Source organism: Streptomyces sp. Ag109_O5-10, from assembly GCF_900105755.1.
Classification (GTDB): domain Bacteria; phylum Actinomycetota; class Actinomycetes; order Streptomycetales; family Streptomycetaceae; genus Streptomyces.
In genome coordinates, this window is sequence record NZ_FNTQ01000001.1 from 7,325,288 (window position 1) to 7,351,011 (window position 25,724).

The 25,724-nt window shown below is 69.5% G+C and carries 17 protein-coding genes and 3 rRNA genes; 14 read left to right on the top strand and 6 right to left on the bottom strand.

Translation table 11 applies throughout. The features are described from left to right. Positions 1–10: 10 nt before the first annotated feature. Together BLW82_RS33415 and BLW82_RS33420 are read right to left on the bottom strand one after the other, a co-directional pair. Positions 11–550 carry a YbhB/YbcL family Raf kinase inhibitor-like protein gene (locus BLW82_RS33415; protein WP_093504781.1) on the bottom strand — a complete coding sequence of 180 codons (540 nt, stop codon included), beginning with the start codon at positions 548–550 and terminating at the stop codon, positions 11–13. A 65-nt stretch (positions 551–615) separates the two neighbouring features. Next, complete coding sequence (locus tag BLW82_RS33420) at positions 616–1,398, bottom strand: sporulation protein (protein WP_093504783.1); 783 nt, start codon at positions 1,396–1,398, stop codon at positions 616–618. 152 nt (positions 1,399–1,550) lie between these two features. Between BLW82_RS33420 and BLW82_RS33425 the strand changes: the two genes are divergently transcribed. The 5 genes from BLW82_RS33425 to BLW82_RS44875 all read left to right on the top strand — a co-directional run bounded on the left by BLW82_RS33425 (position 1,551) and on the right by BLW82_RS44875 (position 10,202). Beyond that, complete coding sequence (locus BLW82_RS33425) at positions 1,551–2,201, top strand: DNA-3-methyladenine glycosylase (RefSeq protein WP_093504785.1); 651 nt, start codon at positions 1,551–1,553, stop codon at positions 2,199–2,201. 605 nt (positions 2,202–2,806) lie between these two features. Continuing rightward, a 16S ribosomal RNA gene (locus BLW82_RS33435) occupies positions 2,807–4,331 on the top strand. 300 nt (positions 4,332–4,631) lie between these two features. Continuing rightward, positions 4,632–7,739 (top strand): 23S ribosomal RNA (locus BLW82_RS33440). Between the two features lie 103 nt (positions 7,740–7,842). After that, positions 7,843–7,959, top strand: a 5S ribosomal RNA gene (rrf, locus tag BLW82_RS33445). Together the 16S, 23S and 5S rRNA genes form the textbook arrangement of a ribosomal RNA operon. A gap of 1,418 nt (positions 7,960–9,377) precedes the next feature. Then, the gene (locus BLW82_RS44875; RefSeq protein ID WP_218162425.1) at positions 9,378–10,202 is read left to right on the top strand and encodes a tetratricopeptide repeat protein; all 825 of its coding nucleotides are present in this window, start codon (positions 9,378–9,380) and stop codon (positions 10,200–10,202) included. A gap of 67 nt (positions 10,203–10,269) precedes the next feature. Here the strand turns inward: BLW82_RS44875 and BLW82_RS33455 are convergent, their stop codons facing one another. Continuing rightward, positions 10,270–11,553 (bottom strand): DUF1015 family protein, encoded by a 1,284-nt coding sequence (locus BLW82_RS33455; protein WP_093504789.1) that lies wholly within the window; start codon positions 11,551–11,553, stop codon positions 10,270–10,272. A gap of 94 nt (positions 11,554–11,647) precedes the next feature. Between BLW82_RS33455 and BLW82_RS33460 the strand changes: the two genes are divergently transcribed. From BLW82_RS33460 to BLW82_RS33475, 4 genes are all read left to right on the top strand, one after another. After that, complete coding sequence (locus BLW82_RS33460; protein WP_093504791.1) at positions 11,648–12,676, top strand: HAD-IIA family hydrolase; 1,029 nt, start codon at positions 11,648–11,650, stop codon at positions 12,674–12,676. 96 nt (positions 12,677–12,772) lie between these two features. Continuing rightward, complete coding sequence (locus BLW82_RS33465; protein ID WP_093504793.1) at positions 12,773–13,816, top strand: FecCD family ABC transporter permease; 1,044 nt, start codon at positions 12,773–12,775, stop codon at positions 13,814–13,816. Positions 13,817–13,848: 32 nt separating this feature from the next. Then, entirely contained in the window at positions 13,849–14,907 is a 1,059-nt protein-coding gene (locus BLW82_RS33470; RefSeq protein ID WP_177233339.1) for a FecCD family ABC transporter permease, read from the top strand. Beyond that, positions 14,904–15,770, top strand: a complete 867-nt coding sequence (locus BLW82_RS33475) for an ABC transporter ATP-binding protein (RefSeq protein ID WP_093504797.1) — start codon at positions 14,904–14,906, stop codon at positions 15,768–15,770. The genes BLW82_RS33470 and BLW82_RS33475 overlap by 4 nt, the downstream gene beginning before the upstream one ends. On the opposite strand, the gene BLW82_RS33480 is transcribed toward BLW82_RS33475, so the two are convergent. After that, a complete protein-coding gene (locus tag BLW82_RS33480) occupies positions 15,754–16,101 on the bottom strand; it encodes an SCP2 sterol-binding domain-containing protein (protein ID WP_093504799.1) in 348 nt (115 codons plus the stop codon). The genes BLW82_RS33475 and BLW82_RS33480 overlap by 17 nt on opposite strands. A 42-nt stretch (positions 16,102–16,143) precedes the next feature. Between BLW82_RS33480 and BLW82_RS33485 the strand changes: the two genes are divergently transcribed. The 5 genes from BLW82_RS33485 to BLW82_RS33505 all read left to right on the top strand — a co-directional run bounded on the left by BLW82_RS33485 (position 16,144) and on the right by BLW82_RS33505 (position 21,554). Continuing rightward, entirely contained in the window at positions 16,144–16,494 is a 351-nt protein-coding gene (locus tag BLW82_RS33485; RefSeq protein WP_256216032.1) for a hypothetical protein, read from the top strand. Positions 16,495–16,501: 7 nt separating this feature from the next. Next, entirely contained in the window at positions 16,502–17,317 is an 816-nt protein-coding gene (locus BLW82_RS33490) for a TlyA family RNA methyltransferase (RefSeq protein WP_093504801.1), read from the top strand. Further along, complete coding sequence (locus BLW82_RS33495) at positions 17,314–18,219, top strand: NAD kinase (protein WP_093504803.1); 906 nt, start codon at positions 17,314–17,316, stop codon at positions 18,217–18,219. Before BLW82_RS33490 ends, BLW82_RS33495 begins: the two co-directional genes overlap by 4 nt. A 161-nt stretch (positions 18,220–18,380) precedes the next feature. After that, positions 18,381–20,099 (top strand): DNA repair protein RecN, encoded by a 1,719-nt coding sequence (gene recN / locus BLW82_RS33500; RefSeq protein WP_093504805.1) that lies wholly within the window; start codon positions 18,381–18,383, stop codon positions 20,097–20,099. A 318-nt stretch (positions 20,100–20,417) separates the two neighbouring features. After that, complete coding sequence (locus tag BLW82_RS33505; RefSeq protein ID WP_093504807.1) at positions 20,418–21,554, top strand: glycosyltransferase family 4 protein; 1,137 nt, start codon at positions 20,418–20,420, stop codon at positions 21,552–21,554. Between the two features lie 101 nt (positions 21,555–21,655). Here BLW82_RS33505 and BLW82_RS33510 read toward each other — a convergent pair whose 3' ends face one another. Continuing rightward, on the bottom strand, positions 21,656–23,299 hold the full coding sequence (locus BLW82_RS33510; RefSeq protein ID WP_093504809.1) for a PucR family transcriptional regulator: 1,644 nt from the start codon (positions 23,297–23,299) through the stop codon (positions 21,656–21,658). A 365-nt stretch (positions 23,300–23,664) separates the two neighbouring features. Then, positions 23,665–25,467 (bottom strand): glycoside hydrolase family 15 protein, encoded by a 1,803-nt coding sequence (locus BLW82_RS33515; RefSeq protein ID WP_093504811.1) that lies wholly within the window; start codon positions 25,465–25,467, stop codon positions 23,665–23,667. Positions 25,468–25,724 lie beyond the last annotated feature (257 nt).

Consider the following 25,724-nt stretch of genomic DNA (forward strand, 5'->3'; position numbering starts at 1 on the left):
GCGCGCGGCGTCAGCCTTGCTCGGGGTTCTCGTACTCCCCGATGAGCTGCGCCCGCGCGAGCGCGTGGAACCGCAGGTTGAACCCGACGACGGCCGGCGACACGTCGGCGTCCGGACCGAGCTTCTCCTGGTCCACCGCGTACACCGTGAAGACGTACCGGTGCGGCCCGTCCCCGGGCGGCGGCGCGGCACCGCCGAAGTCCTTCGACCCGTAGTCGTTGCGCACCTGGACCGCGCCCTCGGGCAGCCCCTCGAACTTGCCGCTGCCCGCGCCCGCCGGCAGCTCGGTCACCGAGACCGGGATGTCGAACAGGACCCAGTGCCAGAACCCGCTGCCCGTCGGGGCGTCCGGGTCGTAGCAGGTCACGGCGAAGCTCTTGGTCCCGGCCGGGAAACCCTCCCACCGCAGCTGCGGTGAGGTGTTGCCCTTGGCGTAGACCTGAGCGTCCTTGAGCGTCGCCCCTTCCTCGATGTCCTCGCTCGTCACCGTGAACGACGGGACGGGCGGATGGAAGTCATGGGGGAGAGGCCGCCGCTTGAGCTCGGTCACCTCGGTACCTCCTGATCGATACTGATCGATTACGGAACCCGTTACGGAATCCGCAGTTCCCGAGCCTAGAACCAGTTGCGCTTGCTGCCGACCTCGGACAGCCACTGGTTGAGATAAGCCGCCCAGTCGGTCCCGTGGAAGTCGTGCAGACCCACCTGGAATGACCGGAAGGTGTCACTGCCCTCGCTGAACAGCCCCGGCTTCTTGTCCATTTCGAGGATGACGTCCATGGCGTGCGCGTCCGCCACGAAGCTCAGCTCGACCTGGTTCAGCCCCCGGTACTGGGACGGCGGGTGGAACTCCACCTCCTGGTAGAACGGCAGCGTCTGCCGCGTCCCCCGGATGTGCCCCTTCTCCAGGTCCGCGTTCTTGAACCGGAAGCCCAGCTGGATGAAGGCGTCCAGGATCGCCTTCTGCGCCGGCAGCGGATGCACGTTGATCGGGTCCAGGTCCCCGGAGTCGACGGCACGCGCGATCTCCAGCTCGGTGGTCACCCCGATGTGCATCCCGCGCAGCGCCTGCCCGTCGATCATCGTGACGGGCGTCTCCCACGGGATCTCCAGCCCGAACGGCACCGCGTGCACGGCCCCGGCCTGCAGCTCGAAGGCACCGCCGAGCCGCGTCTTGCCGAAGCCGATGTTCTGCTTGTACTCCTCGTCGCCGCTCTCCACCTCGACCCGCGCCTGGAGCCCCACGGACAGTCCCTGGATCTCCTGGTTCACCGAGCCGCCCTGGATCCGCACCTCGCCCTGGACGACACCGCCCGGTACGACGTTCACCTCGGTGAGCACCGTCTCGACGGACGCCCCGCCGGCCCCCAGGCTCGCGAGCAGCTTCTTGAACCCCATGACTCTCCTCTACTACTGCCTACTACGTACGGACGGACCCTTGATCCCTACAAACGCGATCCGGTCACCACCGGTTCCGGCCCACACCCTGGCAAGCAGACGAATCCTTGACCAGTCCTTGGCGTCATCGGTCTGGACTAGGCTCGGACGCCATGATCGCGCCCCCGGACCGTACGCCACTCCGCAGAAGCTTCTTCGACCGCCCTGTACTGGAGGTCGCCCCCGACCTCCTCGGCCGCATCCTCGTCCGCACCACCCCGGACGGCCCGATCGCGGTGCGCCTCACAGAGGTGGAGGCCTACGACGGCCCGAACGACCCCGGTTCGCACGCCTATCGCGGTCGCACCCCCCGCAACGACGTGATGTTCGGTCCGCCCGGACATGTGTACGTCTACTTCACCTACGGCATGTGGTTCTGCATGAACCTGGTCTGCGGTCCCGAGGGCACCGCGTGCGCGGTCCTGCTCCGGGCCGGCGAGATCGTCGAAGGCGCCGAACTCGCCCGCAAACGTCGACTTTCGGCCCGATATGACAGAGAACTGGCCAAAGGGCCGGCCCGGCTGGCCACCGCCCTTGGTGTCGACCGGGCCCTGGACGGCACGGACGCGTGCGCCGCCGGAGAGACCCCGTTGCGGATTCTGACCGGCACCCCCGCCCCCTCCGACCAGGTACGCAACGGTCCGCGCACCGGAGTCGCCGGCGAGGGCGGTGACGGCGACATCCATCCCTGGCGCTACTGGATCGCCAACGACCCCACCGTGAGCCCTTATCGGGCCCATGCACCGAGGCGCCGCTCAAGTTGACGCGTCCCTGGAAGGTGCGTAATGTAGCCCGAGCCGCTTGAACCGGGTACGGCAATCGCCAGCAGCCGGAAGCGGCCACCCACTACCTACGACTTCCCCTGACGGGGTCGATTTCGGCGTGCCCGCATGCCCGAATTCGAGCTCGCGGAACTCGATTATGAGTCCCGGCGGGAATCGGCTAACGTAGTGAATGTCGAAAGGCCGACGGTCGAAAGCCGGAAAGCCAGAAGACAATCCCGCCGACCGGGAATCGGACGCCGAAAGGATCTGATAGAGTCGGAACCGCCGGAAAGGGAAACGCGAGAGCGGAAACCTGGAAAGCACCGAGGAAATCGGGTCGAGAAAGGATCTGATAGAGTCGGAAACGCAAGACCGAAGGGAAGCCCGGAGGAAAGCCCGAGAGGGTGAGTACAAAGGAAGCGACCGTTCCTTGAGAACTCAACAGCGTGCCAAAAGTCAACGCCAGATATGTTGATACCCCGTCTCCGGCCGTCATGGCTGGGGCGTGGTTCCTTTGAAGAATACACAGCGAGGACGCTGTGAACGGTCGGATCATTCCTCCGACTGTTCCGCTCTCGTGGTGTCGACCCGATTACGGGTAAACATTCACGGAGAGTTTGATCCTGGCTCAGGACGAACGCTGGCGGCGTGCTTAACACATGCAAGTCGAACGATGAACCACTTCGGTGGGGATTAGTGGCGAACGGGTGAGTAACACGTGGGCAATCTGCCCTTCACTCTGGGACAAGCCCTGGAAACGGGGTCTAATACCGGATATGAGCCTGGGAGGCATCTCCTGGGTTGTAAAGCTCCGGCGGTGAAGGATGAGCCCGCGGCCTATCAGCTTGTTGGTGAGGTAATGGCTCACCAAGGCGACGACGGGTAGCCGGCCTGAGAGGGCGACCGGCCACACTGGGACTGAGACACGGCCCAGACTCCTACGGGAGGCAGCAGTGGGGAATATTGCACAATGGGCGAAAGCCTGATGCAGCGACGCCGCGTGAGGGATGACGGCCTTCGGGTTGTAAACCTCTTTCAGCAGGGAAGAAGCGAGAGTGACGGTACCTGCAGAAGAAGCGCCGGCTAACTACGTGCCAGCAGCCGCGGTAATACGTAGGGCGCAAGCGTTGTCCGGAATTATTGGGCGTAAAGAGCTCGTAGGCGGCTTGTCACGTCGATTGTGAAAGCCCGAGGCTTAACCTCGGGTCTGCAGTCGATACGGGCTAGCTAGAGTGTGGTAGGGGAGATCGGAATTCCTGGTGTAGCGGTGAAATGCGCAGATATCAGGAGGAACACCGGTGGCGAAGGCGGATCTCTGGGCCATTACTGACGCTGAGGAGCGAAAGCGTGGGGAGCGAACAGGATTAGATACCCTGGTAGTCCACGCCGTAAACGGTGGGAACTAGGTGTTGGCGACATTCCACGTCGTCGGTGCCGCAGCTAACGCATTAAGTTCCCCGCCTGGGGAGTACGGCCGCAAGGCTAAAACTCAAAGGAATTGACGGGGGCCCGCACAAGCGGCGGAGCATGTGGCTTAATTCGACGCAACGCGAAGAACCTTACCAAGGCTTGACATACACCGGAAACGTCTGGAGACAGGCGCCCCCTTGTGGTCGGTGTACAGGTGGTGCATGGCTGTCGTCAGCTCGTGTCGTGAGATGTTGGGTTAAGTCCCGCAACGAGCGCAACCCTTGTCCCGTGTTGCCAGCAGGCCCTTGTGGTGCTGGGGACTCACGGGAGACCGCCGGGGTCAACTCGGAGGAAGGTGGGGACGACGTCAAGTCATCATGCCCCTTATGTCTTGGGCTGCACACGTGCTACAATGGCCGGTACAATGAGCTGCGATACCGTGAGGTGGAGCGAATCTCAAAAAGCCGGTCTCAGTTCGGATTGGGGTCTGCAACTCGACCCCATGAAGTCGGAGTCGCTAGTAATCGCAGATCAGCATTGCTGCGGTGAATACGTTCCCGGGCCTTGTACACACCGCCCGTCACGTCACGAAAGTCGGTAACACCCGAAGCCGGTGGCCCAACCCCTTGTGGGAGGGAGCTGTCGAAGGTGGGACTGGCGATTGGGACGAAGTCGTAACAAGGTAGCCGTACCGGAAGGTGCGGCTGGATCACCTCCTTTCTAAGGAGCATCTAGCTGCCGCGAGGCAGCCAGAGCCACTACGTCGGCAAATGTCCGACGGTGGTCAGCTCATGGGTGGAACGTTGACTACTCGGCACACTCGGATTGCTTGTCCTCCTAGTACTGCTCGTAAGGGCGTGGAACGGATGAGGGAAGAGGCGAGGGTGTCGGGCACGCTGTTGGGTGTCTGAGGGAATGATCTTCCTTCAGTCGCCGGCCCCAGTGCACTCACCTGGTAAGGGTGGGGTGATGGGTGGCTGGTCGTTGTTTGAGAACTGCACAGTGGACGCGAGCATCTGTGGCCAAGTTTTTAAGGGCGCACGGTGGATGCCTTGGCACCAGGAACCGATGAAGGACGTGGGAGGCCGCGATAGTCCCCGGGGAGTCGTCAACCAGGCTTTGATCCGGGGGTTTCCGAATGGGGAAACCCGGCAGTCGTCATGGGCTGTCACCCGCTGCTGAACTCATAGGCAGTGTGGAGGGAACGAGGGGAAGTGAAACATCTCAGTACCCTCAGGAAGAGAAAACAACCGTGATTCCGGGAGTAGTGGCGAGCGAAACCGGATGAGGCCAAACCGTATGCGTGTGAGACCCGGCAGGGGTTGCGTATACGGGGTTGTGGGATCTCTCTTTTGCAGTCTGCCGGCTGTGAGGCGAGTCAGAAACCGTTGATGTAGGCGAAGGACATGCGAAAGGTCCGGCGTAGAGGGTAAGACCCCCGTAGCTGAAACATTGACGGCTCGTTTGAGAGACACCCAAGTAGCACGGGGCCCGAGAAATCCCGTGTGAATCTGGCGGGACCACCCGCTAAGCCTAAATATTCCCTGGTGACCGATAGCGGATAGTACCGTGAGGGAATGGTGAAAAGTACCCCGGGAGGGGAGTGAAATAGTACCTGAAACCGTGTGCCTACAAGCCGTGGGAGCATCCTTGTGGTGTGACTGCGTGCCTTTTGAAGAATGAGCCTGCGAGTTTGCGGTGTGTTGCGAGGTTAACCCGTGTGGGGTAGCCGTAGCGAAAGCGAGTCCGAATAGGGCGTTGGAGTAGCACGCTCAAGACCCGAAGCGGAGTGATCTAGCCATGGGCAGGTTGAAGCGGAGGTAAGACTTCGTGGAGGACCGAACCCACCAGGGTTGAAAACCTGGGGGATGACCTGTGGTTAGGGGTGAAAGGCCAATCAAACTCCGTGATAGCTGGTTCTCCCCGAAATGCATTTAGGTGCAGCGTCGTGTGTTTCTTGCCGGAGGTAGAGCACTGGATAGGCGATGGGCCCTACCGGGTTACTGACCTTAGCCAAACTCCGAATGCCGGTAAGTGAGAGCGCGGCAGTGAGACTGTGGGGGATAAGCTCCATGGTCGAGAGGGAAACAGCCCAGAGCATCGACTAAGGCCCCTAAGCGTACGCTAAGTGGGAAAGGATGTGGAGTCGCAGAGACAACCAGGAGGTTGGCTTAGAAGCAGCCACCCTTGAAAGAGTGCGTAATAGCTCACTGGTCTAGTGATTCCGCGCCGACAATGTAGCGGGGCTCAAGCGTACCGCCGAAGTCGTGTCATTCCAGAATATAGGGCCAACGCCTTCTGGGATGGGTAGGGGAGCGTCGTCTGCCGGGTGAAGCAGCACCGGAAGGTAGTTGTGGACGGTTGACGAGTGAGAATGCAGGCATGAGTAGCGATTCACACGTGGGAAACGTGTGCGCCGATTGACTAAGGGTTCCTGGGTCAAGCTGATCTGCCCAGGGTAAGTCGGGACCTAAGGCGAGGCCGACAGGCGTAGTCGATGGATAACCGGTTGATATTCCGGTACCCGCTGTGAAGCGTCAAACATCGAACCGAGCGATGCTAAGTCCGTGAAGCCGCCCTGATCTCTTCGGAGTTGAGGGGAGTGGTGGAGCCGACGGACCAGACTTGTAGTAGGTGAGTGATGGGGTGACGCAGGAAGGTAGTCCAGCCCGGGCGGTGGTTGTCCCGGGGTAAGGGTGTAGGCCGTGCGGTAGGTAAATCCGTCGCACATCAAGGCTGAGACCTGATGCCGAGCCGATTGTGGTGAAGTGGATGATCCTATGCTGTCGAGAAAAGCCTCTAGCGAGTTTCATGGCGGCCCGTACCCTAAACCGACTCAGGTGGTCAGGTAGAGAATACCGAGGCGTTCGGGTGAACTATGGTTAAGGAACTCGGCAAAATGCCCCCGTAACTTCGGGAGAAGGGGGGCCACGCTTGGTGAGAGGACTTGCTCCTCGAGCTGGGGGTGGCCGCAGAGACCAGCGAGAAGCGACTGTTTACTAAAAACACAGGTCCGTGCGAAGCCGTAAGGCGATGTATACGGACTGACGCCTGCCCGGTGCTGGAACGTTAAGGGGACCGGTTAGCTCACTTTCGGGTGGGCGAAGCTGAGAACTTAAGCGCCAGTAAACGGCGGTGGTAACTATAACCATCCTAAGGTAGCGAAATTCCTTGTCGGGTAAGTTCCGACCTGCACGAATGGCGTAACGACTTCTCGACTGTCTCAACCATAGGCCCGGTGAAATTGCACTACGAGTAAAGATGCTCGTTTCGCGCAGCAGGACGGAAAGACCCCGGGACCTTTACTACAGTTTGATATTGGTGTTCGGTTCGGCTTGTGTAGGATAGCTGGGAGACTTTGAAGCGGCCACGCCAGTGGTTGTGGAGTCGTCGTTGAAATACCAGTCTGGTCGTGCTGGATGTCTAACCTGGGTCCGTGATCCGGATCAGGGACAGTGTCTGATGGGTAGTTTAACTGGGGCGGTTGCCTCCTAAAGAGTAACGGAGGCGCCCAAAGGTTCCCTCAGCCTGGTTGGCAATCAGGTGTTGAGTGTAAGTGCACAAGGGAGCTTGACTGTGAGACCGACGGGTCGAGCAGGGACGAAAGTCGGGACTAGTGATCCGGCGGTGGCTTGTGGAAGCGCCGTCGCTCAACGGATAAAAGGTACCCCGGGGATAACAGGCTGATCTTCCCCAAGAGTCCATATCGACGGGATGGTTTGGCACCTCGATGTCGGCTCGTCGCATCCTGGGGCTGGAGTCGGTCCCAAGGGTTGGGCTGTTCGCCCATTAAAGCGGTACGCGAGCTGGGTTTAGAACGTCGTGAGACAGTTCGGTCCCTATCCGCTGTGCGCGTAGGAGTCTTGAGAAGGGCTGTCCCTAGTACGAGAGGACCGGGACGGACGAACCTCTGGTGTGCCAGTTGTTCTGCCAAGGGCATGGCTGGTTGGCTACGTTCGGGAGGGATAACCGCTGAAAGCATCTAAGCGGGAAGCCTGCTTCGAGATGAGGACTCCCACCCACTTGATGGGGTAAGGCTCCCAGTAGACGACTGGGTTGATAGGCCGGATCTGGAAGCCAGGTAACTGGTGGAGGTGACCGGTACTAATAGGCCGAGGGCTTGTCCTCAGTTGCTCGCGTCCACTGTGTTAGTTCTGAGGCAACGACCGTTGCCGGCTAGAGCTGAACACACAATTGAAGAGTGTGCTTGTTCGCTCGAAACCATTAGGGTTTCGGTGGCCATAGCGTGAGGGAAACGCCCGGTTACATTTCGAACCCGGAAGCTAAGCCTCACAGCGCCGATGGTACTGCAGGGGGGACCCTGTGGGAGAGTAGGACGCCGCCGAACAATCTTTGGAGGACCCCTGGTCCCAGCGTTCAGCTGGGACCAGGGGTCCTTTTGTTTTTACAATGCTTGCGGTACCGAAGACAGGAGTCACCATGTCCACCAACTCTCCCGACGATCGACCGGAGCGCGACCAGCGGCGACGGGACAGTGGTGACCGTAGTGACCGCGGCGGCGAGCGTGGCGGGTACCGCGGAGACCGCAACGACCGTGGAGACCGCGGCGGTTACCCCCGCCGCGATGACCGTCGCGACGACAACCGGAGCGGTGGCTATGGCCGCCGTGACGACAACCGCGGTGCCGGACACGGCCATCGGGACGATCGCCGCGGTGACGAGCGTCGCGGTGACGAGCGCCGTGACGACAACCGCGGTGGCGGGTACGGCCGTCGCGACGACAGTCGTGGTGGTGGCGGTTACGCCCGGCGTGACGACAATCGTGGGTCTCGTCCGGGGTTCCAGCGCGACGATCGTGGTGGTGACCGCGGTGGCTACGGGCGCCGTGACGACCGGGATCGTGGTCCCCGTCGTGACGACCGTGGGGATCGCCCCGCGTTCCGTCGCGACGATCGGGGCGATGACCGTCGTGACGATCGGCGCGACGATCGCCGTGATGACCGTGGCGGCTTCCGTCGTGATGACCGCCGTGACGACAGTCGTGGTGGTGGTGGCGGCTACGGCCGGCGTGACGACAATCGTGGGTCTCGTCCGGGGTTCCAGCGCGACGACCGCGGTGACCGTCCCGCGTTCCGTCGTGACGACCGCGGTGACCGTCCCGCGTTCCGTCGTGACGACCGGCGCGACGACCGTCGTGATGATCGCCGTGATGACCGTGGGGATCGCCCCGCGTTCCGGCGCGACGACCGTCGTGATGACCGCCGTGACGACAGTCGTGGTGGTGGTGGCGGCTACGGCCGGCGTGACGACAACCGTGGGTCTCGTCCGGGGTTCCAGCGCGACGACCGCGGTGACCGTCCCGCGTTCCGCCGTGACGACCGCGGTGACCGTCCTGCGTTCCGCCGTGACGACCGCGGTGACCGTCCCGCGTTCCGCCGTGACGACCGCCGCGACGATCGCCGTGACGACCGCGGTGACCGTCCCGCGTTCCGTCGTGACGACCGCGACGACCGCGGCGGCTACGGCCGTCGTGATGACCGCCGTGACGACAGTCGTGGTGGTGGCGGCGGCTACGCCCGTCGCGACGACACCCGCGGTGGCTTCCGAGGCCGTGACGACCGGCGGGACGACCGTGGCCGTGATGACCGCAGCCGCGGCCCCCGTCGCGACGACAACCGTGGAGGCGCCGGCGGGTACGGCCGTCGGGACGACAGCCGCGGTGGCTACCGGGGCCGTGACGACCGCCGTGACGACCGGAGCGGTGGCGGTCGCTTCCGTGACGACCGGGACCGGGACCGCGAGCCGATCAAGCGGCTGCCCATCCCGGAGGACGTCACCGGCGAGGAGATCGACAAGGACGTACGGCAGGAGCTGCAGAGCCTGCCCAAGACGCTCGCGGACGACGTCGCCAGGAACCTGGTGATGGTCGCCCGGCTCATCGACGAGGACCCCGAGGGCGCCTACGGCTACTCCAGGGTGGCCCTGCGGCTGGCCTCCCGTGTCGCCGCAGTACGCGAGGCCGCCGGGTTCGCCGCGTACGCGAACCAGAAGTACGCCGAGGCGCTCGCCGAGTTCCGGGCCGCCCGGCGGATGACCGGCAGCGCCGACCTGTGGCCTGTGATGGCCGACTGCGAGCGCGGGCTCGGGCGGCCGGAGAAGGCGCTGGACATGGCCGGTGCCCCCGAGGTGCACAAGCTCGACAAGGCAGGCCAGGTCGAGATGCGCCTCGTCGCCGCCGGCGCCCGGCGTGACATGGGGCAGCTGGACGCGGCCATCGTGACGCTGCAGAGCCCCGAGCTGGCCTCCAGCTCCGTACAGCCGTGGACCGCGCGGCTGCGGTACGCCTACGCCGACGCCCTGCTTGCGGCCGGGCGTGCCGACGAGGCGCGGGAGTGGTTCGCCAAGGCCGTCGAGGCCGACCGGGACGGCAGCACGGACGCCTCCGACCGGCTGGCCGAGCTGGACGGGGTCGAGTTCGTCGACGCGCTGGACGAGGAGGAAACCGAGGCCCCGGAGGAAACCCAGGCTCCGGAGGAAACCGAGGCCCCCGAGGGGACCGAGGCCTCGGCCGGGCCTGAGGTCGGGGACGAGTCCGACGAGTCCGACGAGTCCGACACCGAGCAGGACTGAGTTCGCACGCCGAGTGATCGAGTGACGGAGAGAGGGCGGACCCCGGCCGGGGTCCGCCCTCTCTCCGTCAGACGTCGAGTGCCCGCAGTACCAGCCCCGAGGCCGGCTTCGGGCCGAAGGACGTCGACTTGCGGGGCATCGTCACGCCCTGGCGGGCCAGGTCGCGGACGACCTCCTCGCGCACCGGGTGCATGAGGACGGCCGTACCGCCGTCGCGTTCGGCCTTGGCGACCGTCGCCGCCGTGTCGTGGATGTACGCGATGTGTGCGGGCGAGTCCTCGGGGATGCGCCAGACGTGGTCGAGGAGCGCGGCGTGCAGGACGGTCGCGTCCAGGGTGCGCCAGGCGGCCGGGCGGTCGTCCGGGACCGTACGGGCCAGGAGGTCCGGGTCCGGGTGGTCGATGAGATGGAAGGCGCCGTCGCCGGCCAGCAGGAACGCGTTGCCGACGCAGGCCGCGTCCGCCAGCGCCTCCTGGGCCGCGGCCAGGGGGACGTCGAGGCGGCGTACCCGGAACAGGCCCTTGACGTGCTCCAGCGCCTCCGCGACCGGCAGGCCGTGCAGCAGGCGGTGGATGGCGCGGACGCGCAGCGGGTAGCGGGCGGTGTCGACGAGGAGGACCAGGCCGTAGTCCCAGGGGCTGGGCGAAGGGTGCTCCGCGCGTAGACGCAGGTAGGTGGCCCAGCGGTGGTGGCCGTCGGCGATCAGGGCCTGGTGGTGGGCCAGGTCGGACTGGACGAGGGCCAGCTCGGCGGGGTCGGTGATCGACCAGAGGCGGTGCTGGAAGCCGTCCTCCGTGGTCGTGGTGAGGAGCGGGGGGCGGGCCACGACGGTTTCGATGATCTCGGCGGTCGTGCCGTTGCCCCGGTAGGTGAGCAGGAGCGGTTCGAGGTTGGCCGAGGTGGCGCGCATCAGGGCCGCGCGGTCGGCGACGACCGGGGCCATGACCTCCTCGTGCGGCAGGACCACGCCCTCGGACGCCTCCGAGACCCGCAGGGCGCCGATGACTCCACGCTGGAGCAGGCCGTTTCCGTCCTGCTGCTCGTAGACGTACAGGCCCGGCTCGGGATCCGCGGCGAGGATGCCCTCGGCCTGCCAGCGGTGCAGGGTGTCGGCCGCCTGTTCGGTACCGGCGCTGGGGGTACCGGCCTGGGGGAGGATGAGGCGGACGATGTTGTGCGGGTCGGCGGACTGGAGGTGGTGCACGCCGTCGGGGCGCACGACGACGTCGTACGGCGGAGAGGTGACGGCGGCCAAACTGCCGACCCGGTCCGGGTCGTAGCGAAGGCCTCGGAACGGGGTGAGTTCCAGGCCTCGGCGCTCCGTTGCTTCCGAGTGACCTGCAGTGTTCATCCCGGCATCGTACGTGTGTCAGTGGCGTACGGGATGATCGACAGTGAAAGGCGGGCGGACGAAGAGTGACGAGGAGTGACGAGGAGCGATGGGGATGAGCCAGGGCGTCAGGACTGGTCCCGAGGGCAGCGGACAGGCCCTGAGCACGGCGTACGACACGGCGCTGCTCGATCTGGACGGGGTGGTGTACGCGGGCGGCAACGCGATCGCGCACGCCGTGGAGTCGCTGGAGGTCGCCCGGGCGGGCGGCATGCGTCTGGCGTACGTCACCAACAACGCGCTGCGCACACCGGACGCGGTGGCGGAGCACCTCACCGAGCTGGGCATTCCGACGGGGGCCGGTGATGTCATCACCTCGGCGCAGGCGGTGGCGCGGCTGATCAGCGAGCAGGTGCCGGCCGGGGCGCGGGTGCTGGTGATCGGCGGGGAGGGGCTGCGGGCCGCGCTGCGGGAGCGGGGACTTGAGCCGGTGGAGTCCGCCGACGACGATCCGGCGGCCGTGGTGCAGGGCTACGGCGGTCTCGACCTGCCCTGGGGGCGGTTCGCCGAGGCGTCGTACGCCGTCGCGCGCGGGGTGCCGTGGTTCGCGTCCAACACCGATCTGACGATCCCGAGCGGGCGCGGGATCGCGCCGGGCAACGGAGCGGCTGTGGAGGTGGTCCGGATCGCGACGGGCGCGGAGCCGCAGGTGGCGGGCAAGCCGCTGCCGCCGATGCACCGGGAGACGATCCTGCGGACGGGGGCGGAGCGGCCGTTGGTGGTCGGGGACCGGCTGGACACCGACATCGAGGGCGCGTTCAACGGTGGGGTCGACTCGCTGCTCGTGCTGACCGGCGTCACCGACGGGCGTCAGCTGCTCGCCGCGTCGCCGCAGCACCGGCCGACGTACGTCGACGCCGACCTGCGCGGGCTGCTCACCGGGCAGCCGGAGGTCACGGCCGACGGCGACGGCTTCCGGTGCGGCGGCTGGACGGCCACGGCGGGGGACGGCCGGCTGGAGCTGCAGGGCGACGGCGAGGCGCTCGACGGGCTGCGGGCGCTCTGCGCGGCGGCCTGGACGACGGCCGGGGAGGGCTCCTGCGAGCTGGACGGAGGCAAGTCACTGGCGCGGCTGGGGCTCTGAGGCGGCGTATGCGACGGGCCCTGTCCGCGCCGGCAGCGGGAGCGGTGGGGGGACGCGGCCTCGAAGCGCGATGAGAGGGTAGGCTAACCTAACCTCGTGTTGGTCGACAGTTCCCCCGAACAGCGCGCGGAGACCGCTCCCGCGCCCCCGAGCCGTCGGGCGATACGGGCCCTCGGGCTCCTCGTCTCCGTCGCGATCCTGCTGATCGTCGCCTTGGCGAGCATCGCGATCGGGGCGAAACAGCTGCCGTTGGACCAGGTCTGGCACGGCCTGTTCCACGACACGGGGACGTACGGCGACGTCGTCGTCGGCACACGGCTGTCGCGGACCGTCCTCGGCCTGCTGGCCGGGGCCGCCCTCGGCCTGTCCGGGGCGGTGCTCCAGGCGCTCACCCGCAACCCGCTCGCCGACCCAGGCCTGCTCGGCATCAACGCGGGCGCGTCGGCCGCGGTGGTCACCGCCATCACCTACTTCGGCGTCACCACCCTCAGTGGCTACGTGTGGTTCGCCTTCCTCGGGTCCGCCGTGGTCGGCGCCCTGGTCTGGTTCCTGGGCGGCAGCCGGGGCGCCACCCCGGTCCGGCTGGCCCTCGCCGGTACGGCGATCAGCGCCGCGCTCTACGGCTACCTCCAGGCCGTGATGATCACGGACGACGCGGCGCTCAACAAGCTGCGCTTCTGGACGGTGGGTTCGCTGGCCTCGGCCGGCAACTCGACGATCCTGCAGGTGCTGCCGTTCCTCGCGGCCGGCACTTTGCTCGCCCTGGGCCTCGCCCGGCCGCTGAACGCGGTGGCGATGGGCGACGACACCGCCCGCGCCCTCGGCGCCCACCTGGGCCGCACCCGGGCCCTCGCCATGCTCGCCGCCACCGTGCTGTGCGGCGCGGCCACCGCCGCCTGCGGCCCGATCGCCTTCGTCGGCCTGATGGTCCCGCACGCCGTGCGCTCCCTCACCGGCCCCGACCTGCGCTGGATCCTGCCGTACGCGGCGGTCCTGTCGCCCGTGCTGCTGCTCGGCGCCGACGTCATCGGCCGGGTCGTGGCCCGCCCCTCGGAACTCCAGGTCGGCATCGTCACCGCGATCATCGGTGGGCCGGTCTTCATTCTTCTCGTACGACGGCGGAGGACGGCCCAACTGTGAGGACCGGAGTGAAGGCCGGCGTGAAGGCCGGCGTGAAGGCCGCGGCGCGGACCGGGCGTAGCCCGCGTACGCTGCGCACCCCCGGCGGGCTCTCCCTGCGGGCCGACGTGCGTGCCCTGGCCGTGGTCGTCGCGCTGGTGCTGGCCGCGTGCGCGGCGAGTGTCGTGCTGATCGGCACCGGGGACTTCCCGATCTCCTTCGGCGACGTGCTGCGGACACTGGCCGGGAACGGCACCGCCGGGCAGGACTTCATCGTCAACGAGCTGCGGCTGCCGCGGGTGCTGGTCGGTCTGCTGGTCGGTGCCTCGCTGGGGCTCGGCGGCGCGCTGTTCCAGTCGGTCTCCCGCAACCCGCTGGGCAGCCCGGACGTCCTCGGCCTCTCCCAGGGCGCCACCTCCGGGGCGCTCGTCGTCATCGTGCTGATGTCCGGAACCGCCGCCCAGGTCACCGTCGGCGCGCTGCTCGGCGGACTGGTGACCGGCCTCGCCCTCTACCTCCTGGCCTGGAAGCAGGGCGTGCACGGCTACCGTCTTGTCCTGGTCGGCATCGGCGTCTCCGCGGTCGTCACCGCGGTCAACGGCTACCTGCTCACCAAGGCCGATCTGGTCGACGCGACCCGCGCGGTCGTCTGGATGACCGGGTCCCTCGACGGCCGTGACTGGAGCCAGGTCCGGCCGCTGCTCGCCCTGTGCGCGGTCCTCGTCCCGCTGGTCCTCGCCCACGCGCGGGGCCTCAGGATGATGGAGATGGGCGACGACGTGGCGAACGCCCTCGGGGTACGGGTCGAGCGGGTGCGGATGCTGCTGATGGTGGCCGCCGTCCTGCTGACCGCGGCGGCCACCGCCGCCGCGGGCCCCGTCAGCTTCGTGGCCCTCACCGCCCCCCAGCTCGCCCGGCGCCTCACCCGCTCGCCCGGCCCCAATCTGGTGCCCTCCCTCTGTACGGGCGCCACCCTGCTGGTCACCGCCGACTGGGCCTCCCAGCGCGCCTTCGGCTCCGACCAGCTGCCCGTGGGCGTGGTCACCGGTGTCCTCGGCGGGGTCTACCTGATCTGGCTCCTCGTCACCGAGCGCCGGGCGGGCCGGATATGAGCACGACCCCCCAGCCGAACACCGCGTCAGACAGTGAGCCGGACCGCAAGAGGAGCACCGTGAACCGCCTGTCCGCCGAGAACGTCACCCTCGCCTATGACCAGCGCGTCATCGCCGAGCAGCTGTCGGTGCAGATCCCCGACAACTCCTTCACGGTGATCGTCGGCCCCAATGCCTGCGGCAAGTCGACGCTGCTGCGCGCGCTGTCCCGGATGCTCAGGCCCAGCCAGGGCCGGGTCCTCCTCGACGGCCAGGTCATCCAGTCGATGCCCGCGAAGAAGGTCGCCCGCGCGCTCGGCCTGCTCCCGCAGTCGTCCGTCGCGCCCGACGGCATCACCGTCGGCGACCTCGTCGGCCGCGGCCGCTACCCGCACCAAGGCATCCTGCGCCAGTGGTCCGCGGAGGACGAACGGGTCGTCCAGGAGTCGATGGCACAGACCGGGGTCGCCGAGCTCGCCGACCGGTACGTCGACGAACTCTCCGGCGGCCAGCGCCAGCGCGTCTGGATCGCCATGGCGCTCGCCCAGCAGACCCCGCTGCTGCTCCTCGACGAGCCGACGACCTACCTGGACATCCAGCACCAGATCGACGTCCTGGACCTGTGCGCCGAACTCCACGAGGAGCAGGGGCGGACGCTGGTCGCCGTGCTGCACGACCTCAACCACGCGGCCCGGTACGCCACCCACCTCGTCGCGCTCAAGGACGGCCGGGTCGTCGCCGAGGGCGCCCCGAACGACATCGTCACCGCCGGACTGGTCGAGGAGGTCTTCGGGCTGCGCTGCCAGATCATCGAGGACCCGGAGACGGGGACCCCGCTGGTGGTGCCGGCGGCCCGCAGGGCGAGGGTCACAGCAGCTTCCTGAGCCGGAACAGGTCCAGCAGGTTCGCCTCCAGCCTCACCCGGCCCGAACCCCAGGCGCCGGCGAAGTTCAGCTCGCCGTCGACCAGGGCCAGCAGGTCGTCGCCGGCCATGGCGAGTCTGATCTGTGCCTTCTCCCGCGGCGGCCCGGGGAACGTCTCCTCGACCTCGATCCGGCCGCCGGTGAGCCGGCCGGCGAAGGTGACGTCGAGGTCGGTGATGTGGCAGCTGACCGTGCGGTCCATGGCGGCGGCCGCGCGGACGTCGCCCTCGGCGCCGCCCATGCTGTGCGAGAGCTTGTCGAGTGCGGCGCGGCACTCCTCGATCGTGGCCATCGCGATCGACGGTACCCCAGGGCTTCCATGTAGCGTCGGGGCATGACCGACTCTGCGCCCGAAGGCCTGGTGGCGGCCCCGGGGACGGAGGCCGGGGCAGCGGCCGCCGTCGAACCCGAGCACGACCCCGCCGCGCCCGCCCCGCTGAACGTCCCCCGCGCCCCCACCGGCAACGCCGAGGTCGACGCACAGCTCGACCGGCTGTCCGACGCCGACCACCTCGCCACCGACGGCCACCTGGAGGTGTACGAGGATGTACACAGGGGGCTGCGTGACGCGCTGACCGCGCTCGACGCCCGTCCGGGACCTTCGGGACCTCCGGGCTCCCCGGCGCCCGCGCCGCCGTACGGCAACCGGGCGCCCGCACCGTCGTACCACCAGAGCAGGAGCTGAACCCACCGTGGCAGGAGTCGCACGTCGCCGTCTGGACGCGGAGCTGGTCCGCCGGAAGCTGGCGCGCTCGCGCGAGCACGCCAGCCAGCTGATCGCCGCCGGGCGGGTCTCCGTCGGCAAGACCCTCGCGACCAAGCCGGCCACTCAAGTGGAGACCGCCGCCGCGATCGTCGTCCAGTCCGACGACAGCGATCCCGAGTACGTGTCGCGGGGCGGCCACAAGCTGGCCGGCGCGCTCGCGGTGTTCGTCCCGCAGGGCCTGGTGGTCGAGGGCCGGCGGGCGCTGGACGCGGGGGCCTCGACCGGGGGCTTCACCGATGTGCTGCTGCGCGCGGGGGCCGCGCACGTCGTCGCCGTCGACGTCGGGTACGGACAACTCGCGTGGTCTCTGCAGAGCGATGAACGCGTCACCGTCAAGGACCGTACGAACGTACGCGAGTTGACGCTTGAAGCGATCGATGGGGAGCCTGTGGATCTTGTCGTGGGTGATCTGTCCTTCATCCCGCTCGGGCTGGTGCTGCCGGCCCTGGCGCGGTGCGTGAGGCCGGACGCCGACCTGGTGATGATGGTCAAGCCGCAGTTCGAGGTGGGCAAGGAGAGGCTGGGCAGCGGGGGTGTCGTACGGAGTCCGCAGCTGCGGGCGGAGGCCGTGCGGGGCGTTGCCGAGAAGGCGTGGGAGCTGGGGCTCGGGGTGAACGGTGTCACCGCCAGCCCGCTGCCCGGCCCGTCCGGCAACGTCGAGTACTTTCTGTGGCTGCGGGCCGGCGCACCCCAGTTGGATCCGGCCGACGTTGACCGTGCAGTGGCGGAGGGGCCGCGTTGACACAGAACCGAGCGCGTACTGTTTTCCTGCTGGCCCACACCGGGCGGCCCGCGGCGATCCGCAGCGCCGAGCTCGTGGTGAAGGGGCTGCTGGCGGCCGGGGTCGGCGTACGGGTCCTGGACTTCGAGGCCCGCGACCTGCCGCTGCCGGCGGAGGTCGAACTCGTCGAGGAGGCGTCGCCGCACAGCCTCGACGGCTGCGAGCTGCTGATCGTGCTCGGCGGTGACGGGACGCTGCTGCGCGGCGCCGAGTTCGCGCGGGCCTCCGGGGTGCCGATGCTCGGCGTCAACCTCGGCAGCGTCGGGTTCCTCGCGGAGGCCGAGCGGGACGACCTCGACAAGGTCGTGGACCGGGTGGTGAGCCGGGCGTACGAGGTCGAGGAGCGGATGACCGTCGACGTCGTCGTGCACCGCAACGGGGACATCGTGCACACCGACTGGGCGCTGAACGAGGCGGCCGTGCAGAAGGCGGGCGCCGAGAAGCTGCTCGAAGTGGTGCTGGAGATCGACGGGCGCCCGGTGACGGGGTTCGGCTGCGACGGGATCGTGCTGTCGACGCCGACCGGGTCGACGGCGTACGCCTTCTCCGCGGGCGGGCCGGTGGTGTGGCCGGAGGTGGAGGCGCTGCTGATGGTGCCGATCTCCGCGCACGCGCTGTTCGCGAAGCCGTTGGTGACCTCGCCGGACTCGGTGCTGGCGGTGGAGGTGCTGCCGCACATCCAGCCGGGGGTGCTGTGGTGCGACGGGCGGCGGACGGTGGAGCTGCCGCCGGGGGCGCGGGTCGAGGTGCGGCGGGGGGCGGTGCCGGTACGGCTGGCCCGGCTGCATCACGCGTCGTTCACGGACCGGTTGGTGGCGAAGTTCGCGCTGCCCGTGTCCGGGTGGCGGGGTGCGCCGCACTAGCGGTCCGTGGGGGACGGCCGGGGAGCTTCGGCGGCTGCGGGTGGTGCGTGGCTTGTCGCGCGGTTCCCCTGCCCCTTCAGGTAGGGACACCCGCCCGAGTGACAAGGGCACCTCGCACTTCTCGGCCCGGACCTCGTAAGGTCTTCTCCGTGCTGGAAGAAATGCGGATACGGTCACTCGGGGTCATCGACGACGCCGTCGTCGAGTTGTCGCCGGGGTTCACCGCTGTCACCGGTGAGACCGGTGCGGGCAAGACCATGGTGGTCACCAGCCTGGGGCTGCTGCTGGGCGGTCGGGCCGATCCCGCACTCGTGCGGATCGGGTCCGAGAAGGCGGTCGTGGAGGGCCGGGTCACCGTGCCCGAGGGAGCCTCGGCGGCCCTGCGGGCCGAGGAGGCCGGCGCCGAGCTGGACGACGGTGCGCTGCTGATCAGCCGTACCGTTTCCGCCGAGGGGCGCTCGCGGGCGCACCTGGGCGGGCGGAGCGTGCCCGTGGGGCTGCTCGCCGACCTGGCCGACGACCTGGTGGCCGTGCACGGGCAGACCGACCAGCAGGGGCTGCTGAAGCTGTCCCGGCAGCGGCAGGCCCTCGACCGGTACGCCGGCGACGGGGTCGCCGTGCCGCTCGCCAAGTACGGCGAGGCCTACCGGCGGCTGCGGGCCGTGGCGGTCGAGCTGGAGGAGATCGTCACGCGCGCGCGTGAGCGGGCCCAGGAGGCCGACATGCTCCGCTACGGGCTGGACGAGATCGCCGGCGTGGACCCGCGGGCCGGCGAGGACGTCGAGCTCGCCGAGGAGGCCGAGCGGCTCGGGCACGCCGAGGCGCTGTCGTCCGCCGCGACCGCCGCGCACTCCGCGCTCGCGGGCAACCCAGAGGACCCCGAGGGCATCGACGCGGCCACCCTCGTCGCGGGCGCCCACCGGGCCCTGGAGGCCGTACGCTCGCACGACCCGGCGCTCGCCGCGCTCGCCGACCGGATCGGCGAGGTCGGGATCCTGCTGGGCGATGTGGCGGGCGAGCTGGCCGGGTACGCCGACGACCTGGACGCCGATCCGCTGCGGCTCGCGGCCGTGGAGGAGCGGCGGGCGGCGCTCACCGCGCTGACCCGCAAGTACGGCGAGAACATCGACGCGGTGCTGGCGTGGGCCGAGCAGGGCGCCGCGCGGCTCACCGAACTCGACGGCGACGACGAGCGGATCGACGAACTGACCGCCGAGCGGGACGCCCTGCGGACGGAACTGGGCGGTCTCGCCCAGGCCCTGACGGACGCCCGCACCGAGGCCGCCGAACGCTTCGCGTCCGCCGTCACCGCCGAGCTGGGCTCCCTCGCGATGCCGCACGCGCGCGTGTCCTTCGCCATCCGGCAGACCGAGGACCCGGAGGGCGTGGAGGTCGGCGGCCGGGCGGTCGCCTACGGCCCGTCGGGCGCCGACGAGGTCGAGCTGCTGCTCGCCCCGCACCCCGGCGCTCCGCCCCGCCCGATCGCCAAGGGCGCGTCCGGCGGTGAGCTGTCCCGCGTGATGCTCGCCGTGGAGGTCGTCTTCGCGGGCACCGACCCGGTCCCGACGTACCTCTTCGACGAGGTCGACGCCGGTGTCGGCGGCAAGGCGGCGGTGGAGATCGGGCGACGGCTGGCGAAACTCGCCAGGTCCGCCCAGGTGGTCGTCGTCACCCACCTTCCCCAGGTCGCCGCCTTCGCCGACCGCCAGTTGCTGGTCGAGAAGACCAACGACGGCTCGGTCACCCGGTCCGGCGTGAAGGTCCTGGAGGGCGAGGAGCGGGTACGCGAGCTGTCCCGCATGCTGGCGGGCCAGGAGGACTCGGAGACGGCACGGGCGCACGCCGAGGAACTGCTGGCGACGGCACGGGCGGACCGCTGACGCATCGCTGACCGGGGGCGGGCGGCGGTGCGTCACCCGCCCCTGCGGCGTTCGCCCGCCGCTCCCTCCGCAGGCCGAAGCTGTCGGCCGATTCCTCCGCGGCGGCGCTTTCGTCACCCTCCCGGGTGACACGGTTCGGCGCATTGCCCCGGCCCGCCTCGGTATGTGCCTTCTCGGAATACCCGGAACACCCCTGTGTGCTGGCATCCTTGAGGGGAACGCGGTGTCCGGGGGAGGCGCGCGGCGATGCCCTCGGCCCCGATACCTTCTGTACGTTCCCTCGTGACCGCCCCACGCCGAACCAGGAGCCCCGGCCGCGTGAGCCCCGTGAGCAGCAACGCACCGCACGGTCAGTCGCCGTTGCGCACCGTGCAGGTGCTGGGCGGTGGCAACGCCGGCAGCAGTGTGCACGTGCGTTCGCTGGCGGCCGGCCTCGTCGCGCGGGGCGTGCGGGTCACGGTGTGCGCCCCCGCCGATGCCGATCGCGCCTACGGGTTCTCGGGCGTCGGCGCCGACCACGTGCACGTGCCGCGCAGCAGCGACCCGGGGTCCGTGGCGGCGCTCCGCGCGGCCTGCACGGACGCCGACCTGGTGCACGCCCACGGCCTGCACGCCTCCTTCCGCGCGGCGCTGGCGCTGAGCGGCCGCAGCACCCCGCTCGTCGTCACCTGGCACAACCGCGCGTACGCCGAGGGCGCCAGAGGACACCTGCTGCGGATGCTGGAGCGGCGGGTGGTGCGGGCGGCCGCCGTGGTGCTCGGGACCACCTCCGACCTGGTGGACCGGGCCCGCCGTACCGGCGCCCGCGACGCCCGGCTCGCCGCCGTGGCACTGCCCGGCCCGCGGCAGCCCGTGCAGCAGGACGAGGCGGAGTTGCTGCGGCCCAAGGTCCGTGCCGAACTCGGCGCCATGGGGCGGCCGTTGCTCATCGCCGTCGGCTCCCTCGACCGGTACCGCGGCTACGACCACCTGCTGGACGCGGCGCGTGCCTGGTGCCGGCTCGACCCCGTACCGCTCCTCGTCATCGCCGGCGAGGGGCCGCTGCGCCCCGCGTTGCAGCGGCGGATCGAGGACGAGGAGCTGCCCGTGCGGCTGCTCGGGCGCCGCGACGACGTCTCCGAACTGCTCGCCGCCGCCGATCTGGCGCTGCTGCCCAGCAGTTGGGAGTCCCGTTCCGTCCTCGCCCAGGAGGCCCTGCACGCGCGCGTGCCGCTTGTCGCGACCTCCGTCGGCGGTGTCCCCGACCTGGTGGGGGACGCGGCCGAACTGGTCGCGTACGGCGACGCACGGGCTCTCGCCGCCGCCGTCGTACGCCTCCTCGACGACCCCGAGCGCTGTGCGGAGCTGCGCGAGCGGGGTGCCCGGCAGGCGGCGAGCTGGCCCACGGAGGACGAGACCGTGGCCCAAGTACTCAGCGTCTACGACGAGTTGACGCAGCCCCGACCCCTGCCTTGAGACCCGAGGCTTTGAGACCGTGAGGCTTTGAGGCCGTGAGGGCTTGGGGGACCGCGAGGCTTTGAGGCCGTGAGGCCTTGAGACCGTGAGGCCGGGCGGTCCTAGGGGACGTGCCGGCGGGCCCGCAGCGCCAGGCTCAACGCCATGACCACCTGCGGGTCGTCGAGGTCCGTGCCCAGCAACTCCCCGATGCGGGCGAGGCGGTTGTAGAGGGTCTGCCGGTTGAGGTGGAGTTCACGGGCCGTCTCCGCCTTGCGGCCCGCGTGCGCCAGGTAGGTCTCCAGGGTGGGCAGCAGCGGCGGCCTGGAGCGGTGGTCATGATCGCGCAGCGGACCGATCGCGCGGTCGACGAACGCCGCCAGGTCGGGATGGTCGCGCAGCCGCCACAGCAGGAGGTCGATGTCGAGGCGGCGGGCGTCGAACCAGGGCCGGTCGGCGAGGCCCTCGGCGGCCGTCGCGGTCTCGGCCGCGTGCCGCAGACCCGCCGAGGCCGCCGCCCAGCCGCCGGCCGCGCCGACCACGACGACCGGGGCAGCGGCGCCGGGGCGCTGCATCCCGGCGCGTTCCACTCCCGCCCGCAGCGCCGCCGCGACCCGGTCCGCGACGGTCGTCCGCTCCGCCTCCGAGCGCAGGCCGAGGAGCAGGGGGACGCGGCCCTCGACCGGGCGTACGCCGAGCAGGACGGGCACGCCCACGGCGGCCAGCTCCTCACCCACCGCGCGGGCCAGCACCGCCCAGCCGCCGCCGGGGGACAGGGAGTCTCCGACCCGCATGACCACCGGCAGCAGCGGGCTGCCGCCGGGCTTGAAGCCGAGGACCCGGGCCTGCGCCGGGGCGTCCTCGGCGGTGATGCGGCCCTCGGCGAGGTCGGTCAGGAAGTCGCCGCGCCCGCGCGCCGCGAGCTCCTCCTCCTGGCGGGCCTGCATCAGGACGACGGCCAGGATGCCGGCGGCGCGCTCGGCGGCGATGCGGTGCACGGGCGCGAGCGGCCCGCGGACGGGGGGCAGCACCAGCCGGGCCCGGACCGAGCCCGCGCCCGGTCCCCCGCCGGGCACGTCCACCAGGACCACCCCGGTCGGCGGCGGCGCGTCCTTGTGCTGGCCGCGCAGCCCCTCCCACACCTGGAGCGGATCGGCCCCCTCGGGCCCGGAACCGGCGGCGTACAGGAGTCTGCCGTCGGCGGTCTCCAGGAAGACCGGGTTGCCGCCGAAGTCGGCCAGGATCGCCAGCACCTGGGGGACCCCGCCGCCGCCCAGCAGGGCCTCGGTGCAGCGGTGGTGCACTTCCTCGGCGCGCTGGAGGAGGGTGTAGTGGTGGTTGACGATCTCGGTGTGGATCTCCTCCGTCACCGTCACGAACGGCACCTCGCGGTGCAGCACGACCAGCGGCAGCCCGGTCGCCCTCGCGGTGTCGACGAGGGTGGCCGGCAGCCGGGAGAACCGCGCGCCCAGCTCCACCACCAGCGCGGCGATGCCCCGCTCGGCGAGCGTGCGCACGAACGCCCGCTGCTCGGCGGGGCGGGTGCCCAGGCCGTAGCCGGTGGTCAGCAGCAGTTCGCCGCCCTTCAGCAGCGACGCGATGTTCGGCACCTCGCCCGCGTGCACCCAGCGCACGGTGCGGCTGAGCCGGTCGGCGCCCGCCAGGATCTCCGGCAGCCCGCTGCGCAGCGTGGGTAGCTCCAGCGCCCGCTGCACGGTGATCCCGGCGCCCTGGTTGCCGGGCCCGCTGCCCCTACCGCTGTCCATGGAGCGGACGCTACCTGGGAGAACGCCTTCACGGCACCTTCCGCCGGAACGGGCGCTTTCGGCCGGAACGGGCACCCCCGCCGGAATGGGCACCACCTCGCCGGAACGGGCCCCCGTCGGAACGGGCCCCCGTCGGAACGGGCCCCCGTCGGAACGGGCCCCCGTCGGAACGGGCCCCCGTCGGAACGGGCCCCCGTCGGAACGGGCACCCCCGCCGGAATGGGCACCACCTCGCCGGAACGGGCCCCCGTCGGAACGGGCCCCCGTCGGAACGGGCCCCCGCCGGAACGGGCCCCCGCCGGAACGGGCCCCCGCCGGAACGGGCACCGGCCCGGCCGACGGCGTTCGCCCGCCCCGCCCGGTGACTATCCCCCGTACGCCCCCGAAGCCGTGAGGCGCAGCGCCGTGTCGATCAACGGCACGTGACTGAACGCCTGCGGGAAGTTCCCCACCTGCCGCTTCAGCCGCGGGTCCCACTCCTCCGCCAGCAGCCCGAGGTCGTTGCGCAGCGCGAGCAGCTTCTCGAACAGCTTGCGGGCCTCGTCGACCCGGCCGATCATCGCGAGGTCGTCGGCCATCCAGAACGAGCAGGCCAGGAAGGCACCCTCGTCGCCGGACAGGCCGTCGACGCCCTCCTCGCCGCCCGAGGTCGGGTAGCGCAGGATGAAGCCGTCCGAGGTGGACAGCTCCCGCTGGATCGCCTCGATGGTGCCGATGACCCGCTTGTCGTCCGGCGGCAGGAAGCCCATCTGGGGGATCAGCAGCAGTGACGCGTCCAGCTCCTGCGAGCCGTAGGACTGCGTGAAGGTGTTGCGCTCCTTGTCGTAGCCCCGCTCGCAGACGTCCCGGTGGATGTCGTCGCGCAGCTCCTTCCAGCGCTCCAGCGGGCCGTCCGCGTCCCCGGACTCGATCAGCTTGATCGTGCGGTCGACGGCGACCCAGGCCATCACCTTGGAGTGCACGAAGTGCCGGCGCGGTCCACGCACCTCCCAGATGCCCTCGTCCGGCTCGTCCCAGTGGTCCTCCAGGTAGCGGATGAGCTTGAGCTGGAGGAGGGAGGCGTAGTCGTTGCGGGCGAGGCCGGTCATGTGGGCCAGGTGCAGGGCCTCGGTGACCTCGCCGTACACGTCCAGCTGGAGCTGGTGCGCCGCGCCGTTGCCGACCCGGACCGGCGCCGAGTTCTCGTAGCCGGGCAGCCAGTCCAGCTCGGCCTCGCCCAGCTCGCGCTCGCCCGCGATGCCGTACATGATCTGCAGGTTCTCGGGATCGCCGGCGACCGCGCGCAGCAGCCACTCCCGCCAGGCGCGGGCCTCCTCGCGGTAGCCGGTGCGCAGCAGCGAGGACAGGGTGATGGCCGCGTCGCGGAGCCAGGTGTAGCGGTAGTCCCAGTTGCGGACGCCGCCGACGTCCTCCGGCAGGGAGGTGGTGGGGGCCGCCACGATCCCGCCCGTGGGGGCGTACGTCAGGGCCTTCAGCGTGATGAGCGAGCGGACCACCGCCTCGCGGTACGGGCCGTGGTACGTGCAGTGCTCGACCCACTCCCGCCAGAAGTCCTCGGTCGCCTGCAGCGACTGCTCCGGCTCCGGCAGCGCGGGCGGCTGCTTGTGCGAGGGCTCCCAGGAGATCGTGAACGCGATCCGGTCACCGGGGGCCACCGTGAAGTCCGCGTAGGTGGTCAGCCCCTTGCCGTAGGTCTCGGCCGACGTGTCGAACCACACCGAGTCGGGGCCCGCGACGGCGACCGTACGGCCGTCGTGCTTGTGCACCCAGGGGACCACCCGGCCGTAGGAGAACCGCATGCGCAGCACCGAGCGCATCGGCACCCGGCCGGTGACGCCCTCGACGATGCGGATCAGCTGGGGCGCGCCGTCACGCGGGGGCATGAAATCGGTCACCCGGACCGTGCCGCGCGGGGTGTCCCACTCGGACTCCAGGATCAGCGAGTCGCCGCGGTAGGTGCGGCGCGCCGCGGTCGGCGGCTGGGAGTCGGCCGCGTGCGCCGGGCCGAGCCGCCAGAAGCCGTGTTCCTCGGTGCCGAGCAGACCGGCGAAGATGGCATGCGAGTCGAAGCGGGGCAGGCACAGCCAGTCGACTGTGCCGTCCCGGCAGACCAGGGCAGCGGTCTGCATGTCTCCGATGAGTGCGTAGTCTTCGATGCGCCCGGCCACGTGCAACTCCAGTCGAACGGCCACGTCACCCCCCGGGCAAACGGGGGGCTGTCGCTAGTGCGGTCAAGGGGGGTTGTTGTTGTACGTCGTTGAGCGGTGAAGCAAAGCAGCCCGCCGTGCCCTGAGGCAAAACGACAGTCATAGCTCAACGAACTGCCAAGCTCTCGTTGTTCCGGGAGTGCGGGCGGGGGTGTGCCGTGATTTCCGGCCGGGCTCGGCAGCGAGTGTCCGAGCAGGATACGACGCACGTAGATGAT

Coding starts and splice junctions, on each gene's coding strand:
- recN (WP_093504805.1), top strand. CDS start 18,381: ATGCGGATACGGTCACTCGGGGTCATCGACGACGCCGTCGTCGAGTTG.
- BLW82_RS33485 (WP_256216032.1), top strand. CDS start 16,144: ATGACCGACTCTGCGCCCGAAGGCCTGGTGGCGGCCCCGGGGACGGAG.
- BLW82_RS33420 (WP_093504783.1), bottom strand. CDS start 1,398: ATGGGGTTCAAGAAGCTGCTCGCGAGCCTGGGGGCCGGCGGGGCGTCC.
- BLW82_RS33510 (WP_093504809.1), bottom strand. CDS start 23,299: ATGGACAGCGGTAGGGGCAGCGGGCCCGGCAACCAGGGCGCCGGGATC.
- BLW82_RS33480 (WP_093504799.1), bottom strand. CDS start 16,101: ATGGCCACGATCGAGGAGTGCCGCGCCGCACTCGACAAGCTCTCGCAC.
- BLW82_RS33475 (WP_093504797.1), top strand. CDS start 14,904: ATGAGCACGACCCCCCAGCCGAACACCGCGTCAGACAGTGAGCCGGAC.
- BLW82_RS33425 (WP_093504785.1), top strand. CDS start 1,551: ATGATCGCGCCCCCGGACCGTACGCCACTCCGCAGAAGCTTCTTCGAC.
- BLW82_RS33460 (WP_093504791.1), top strand. CDS start 11,648: ATGAGCCAGGGCGTCAGGACTGGTCCCGAGGGCAGCGGACAGGCCCTG.
- BLW82_RS33455 (WP_093504789.1), bottom strand. CDS start 11,553: ATGAACACTGCAGGTCACTCGGAAGCAACGGAGCGCCGAGGCCTGGAA.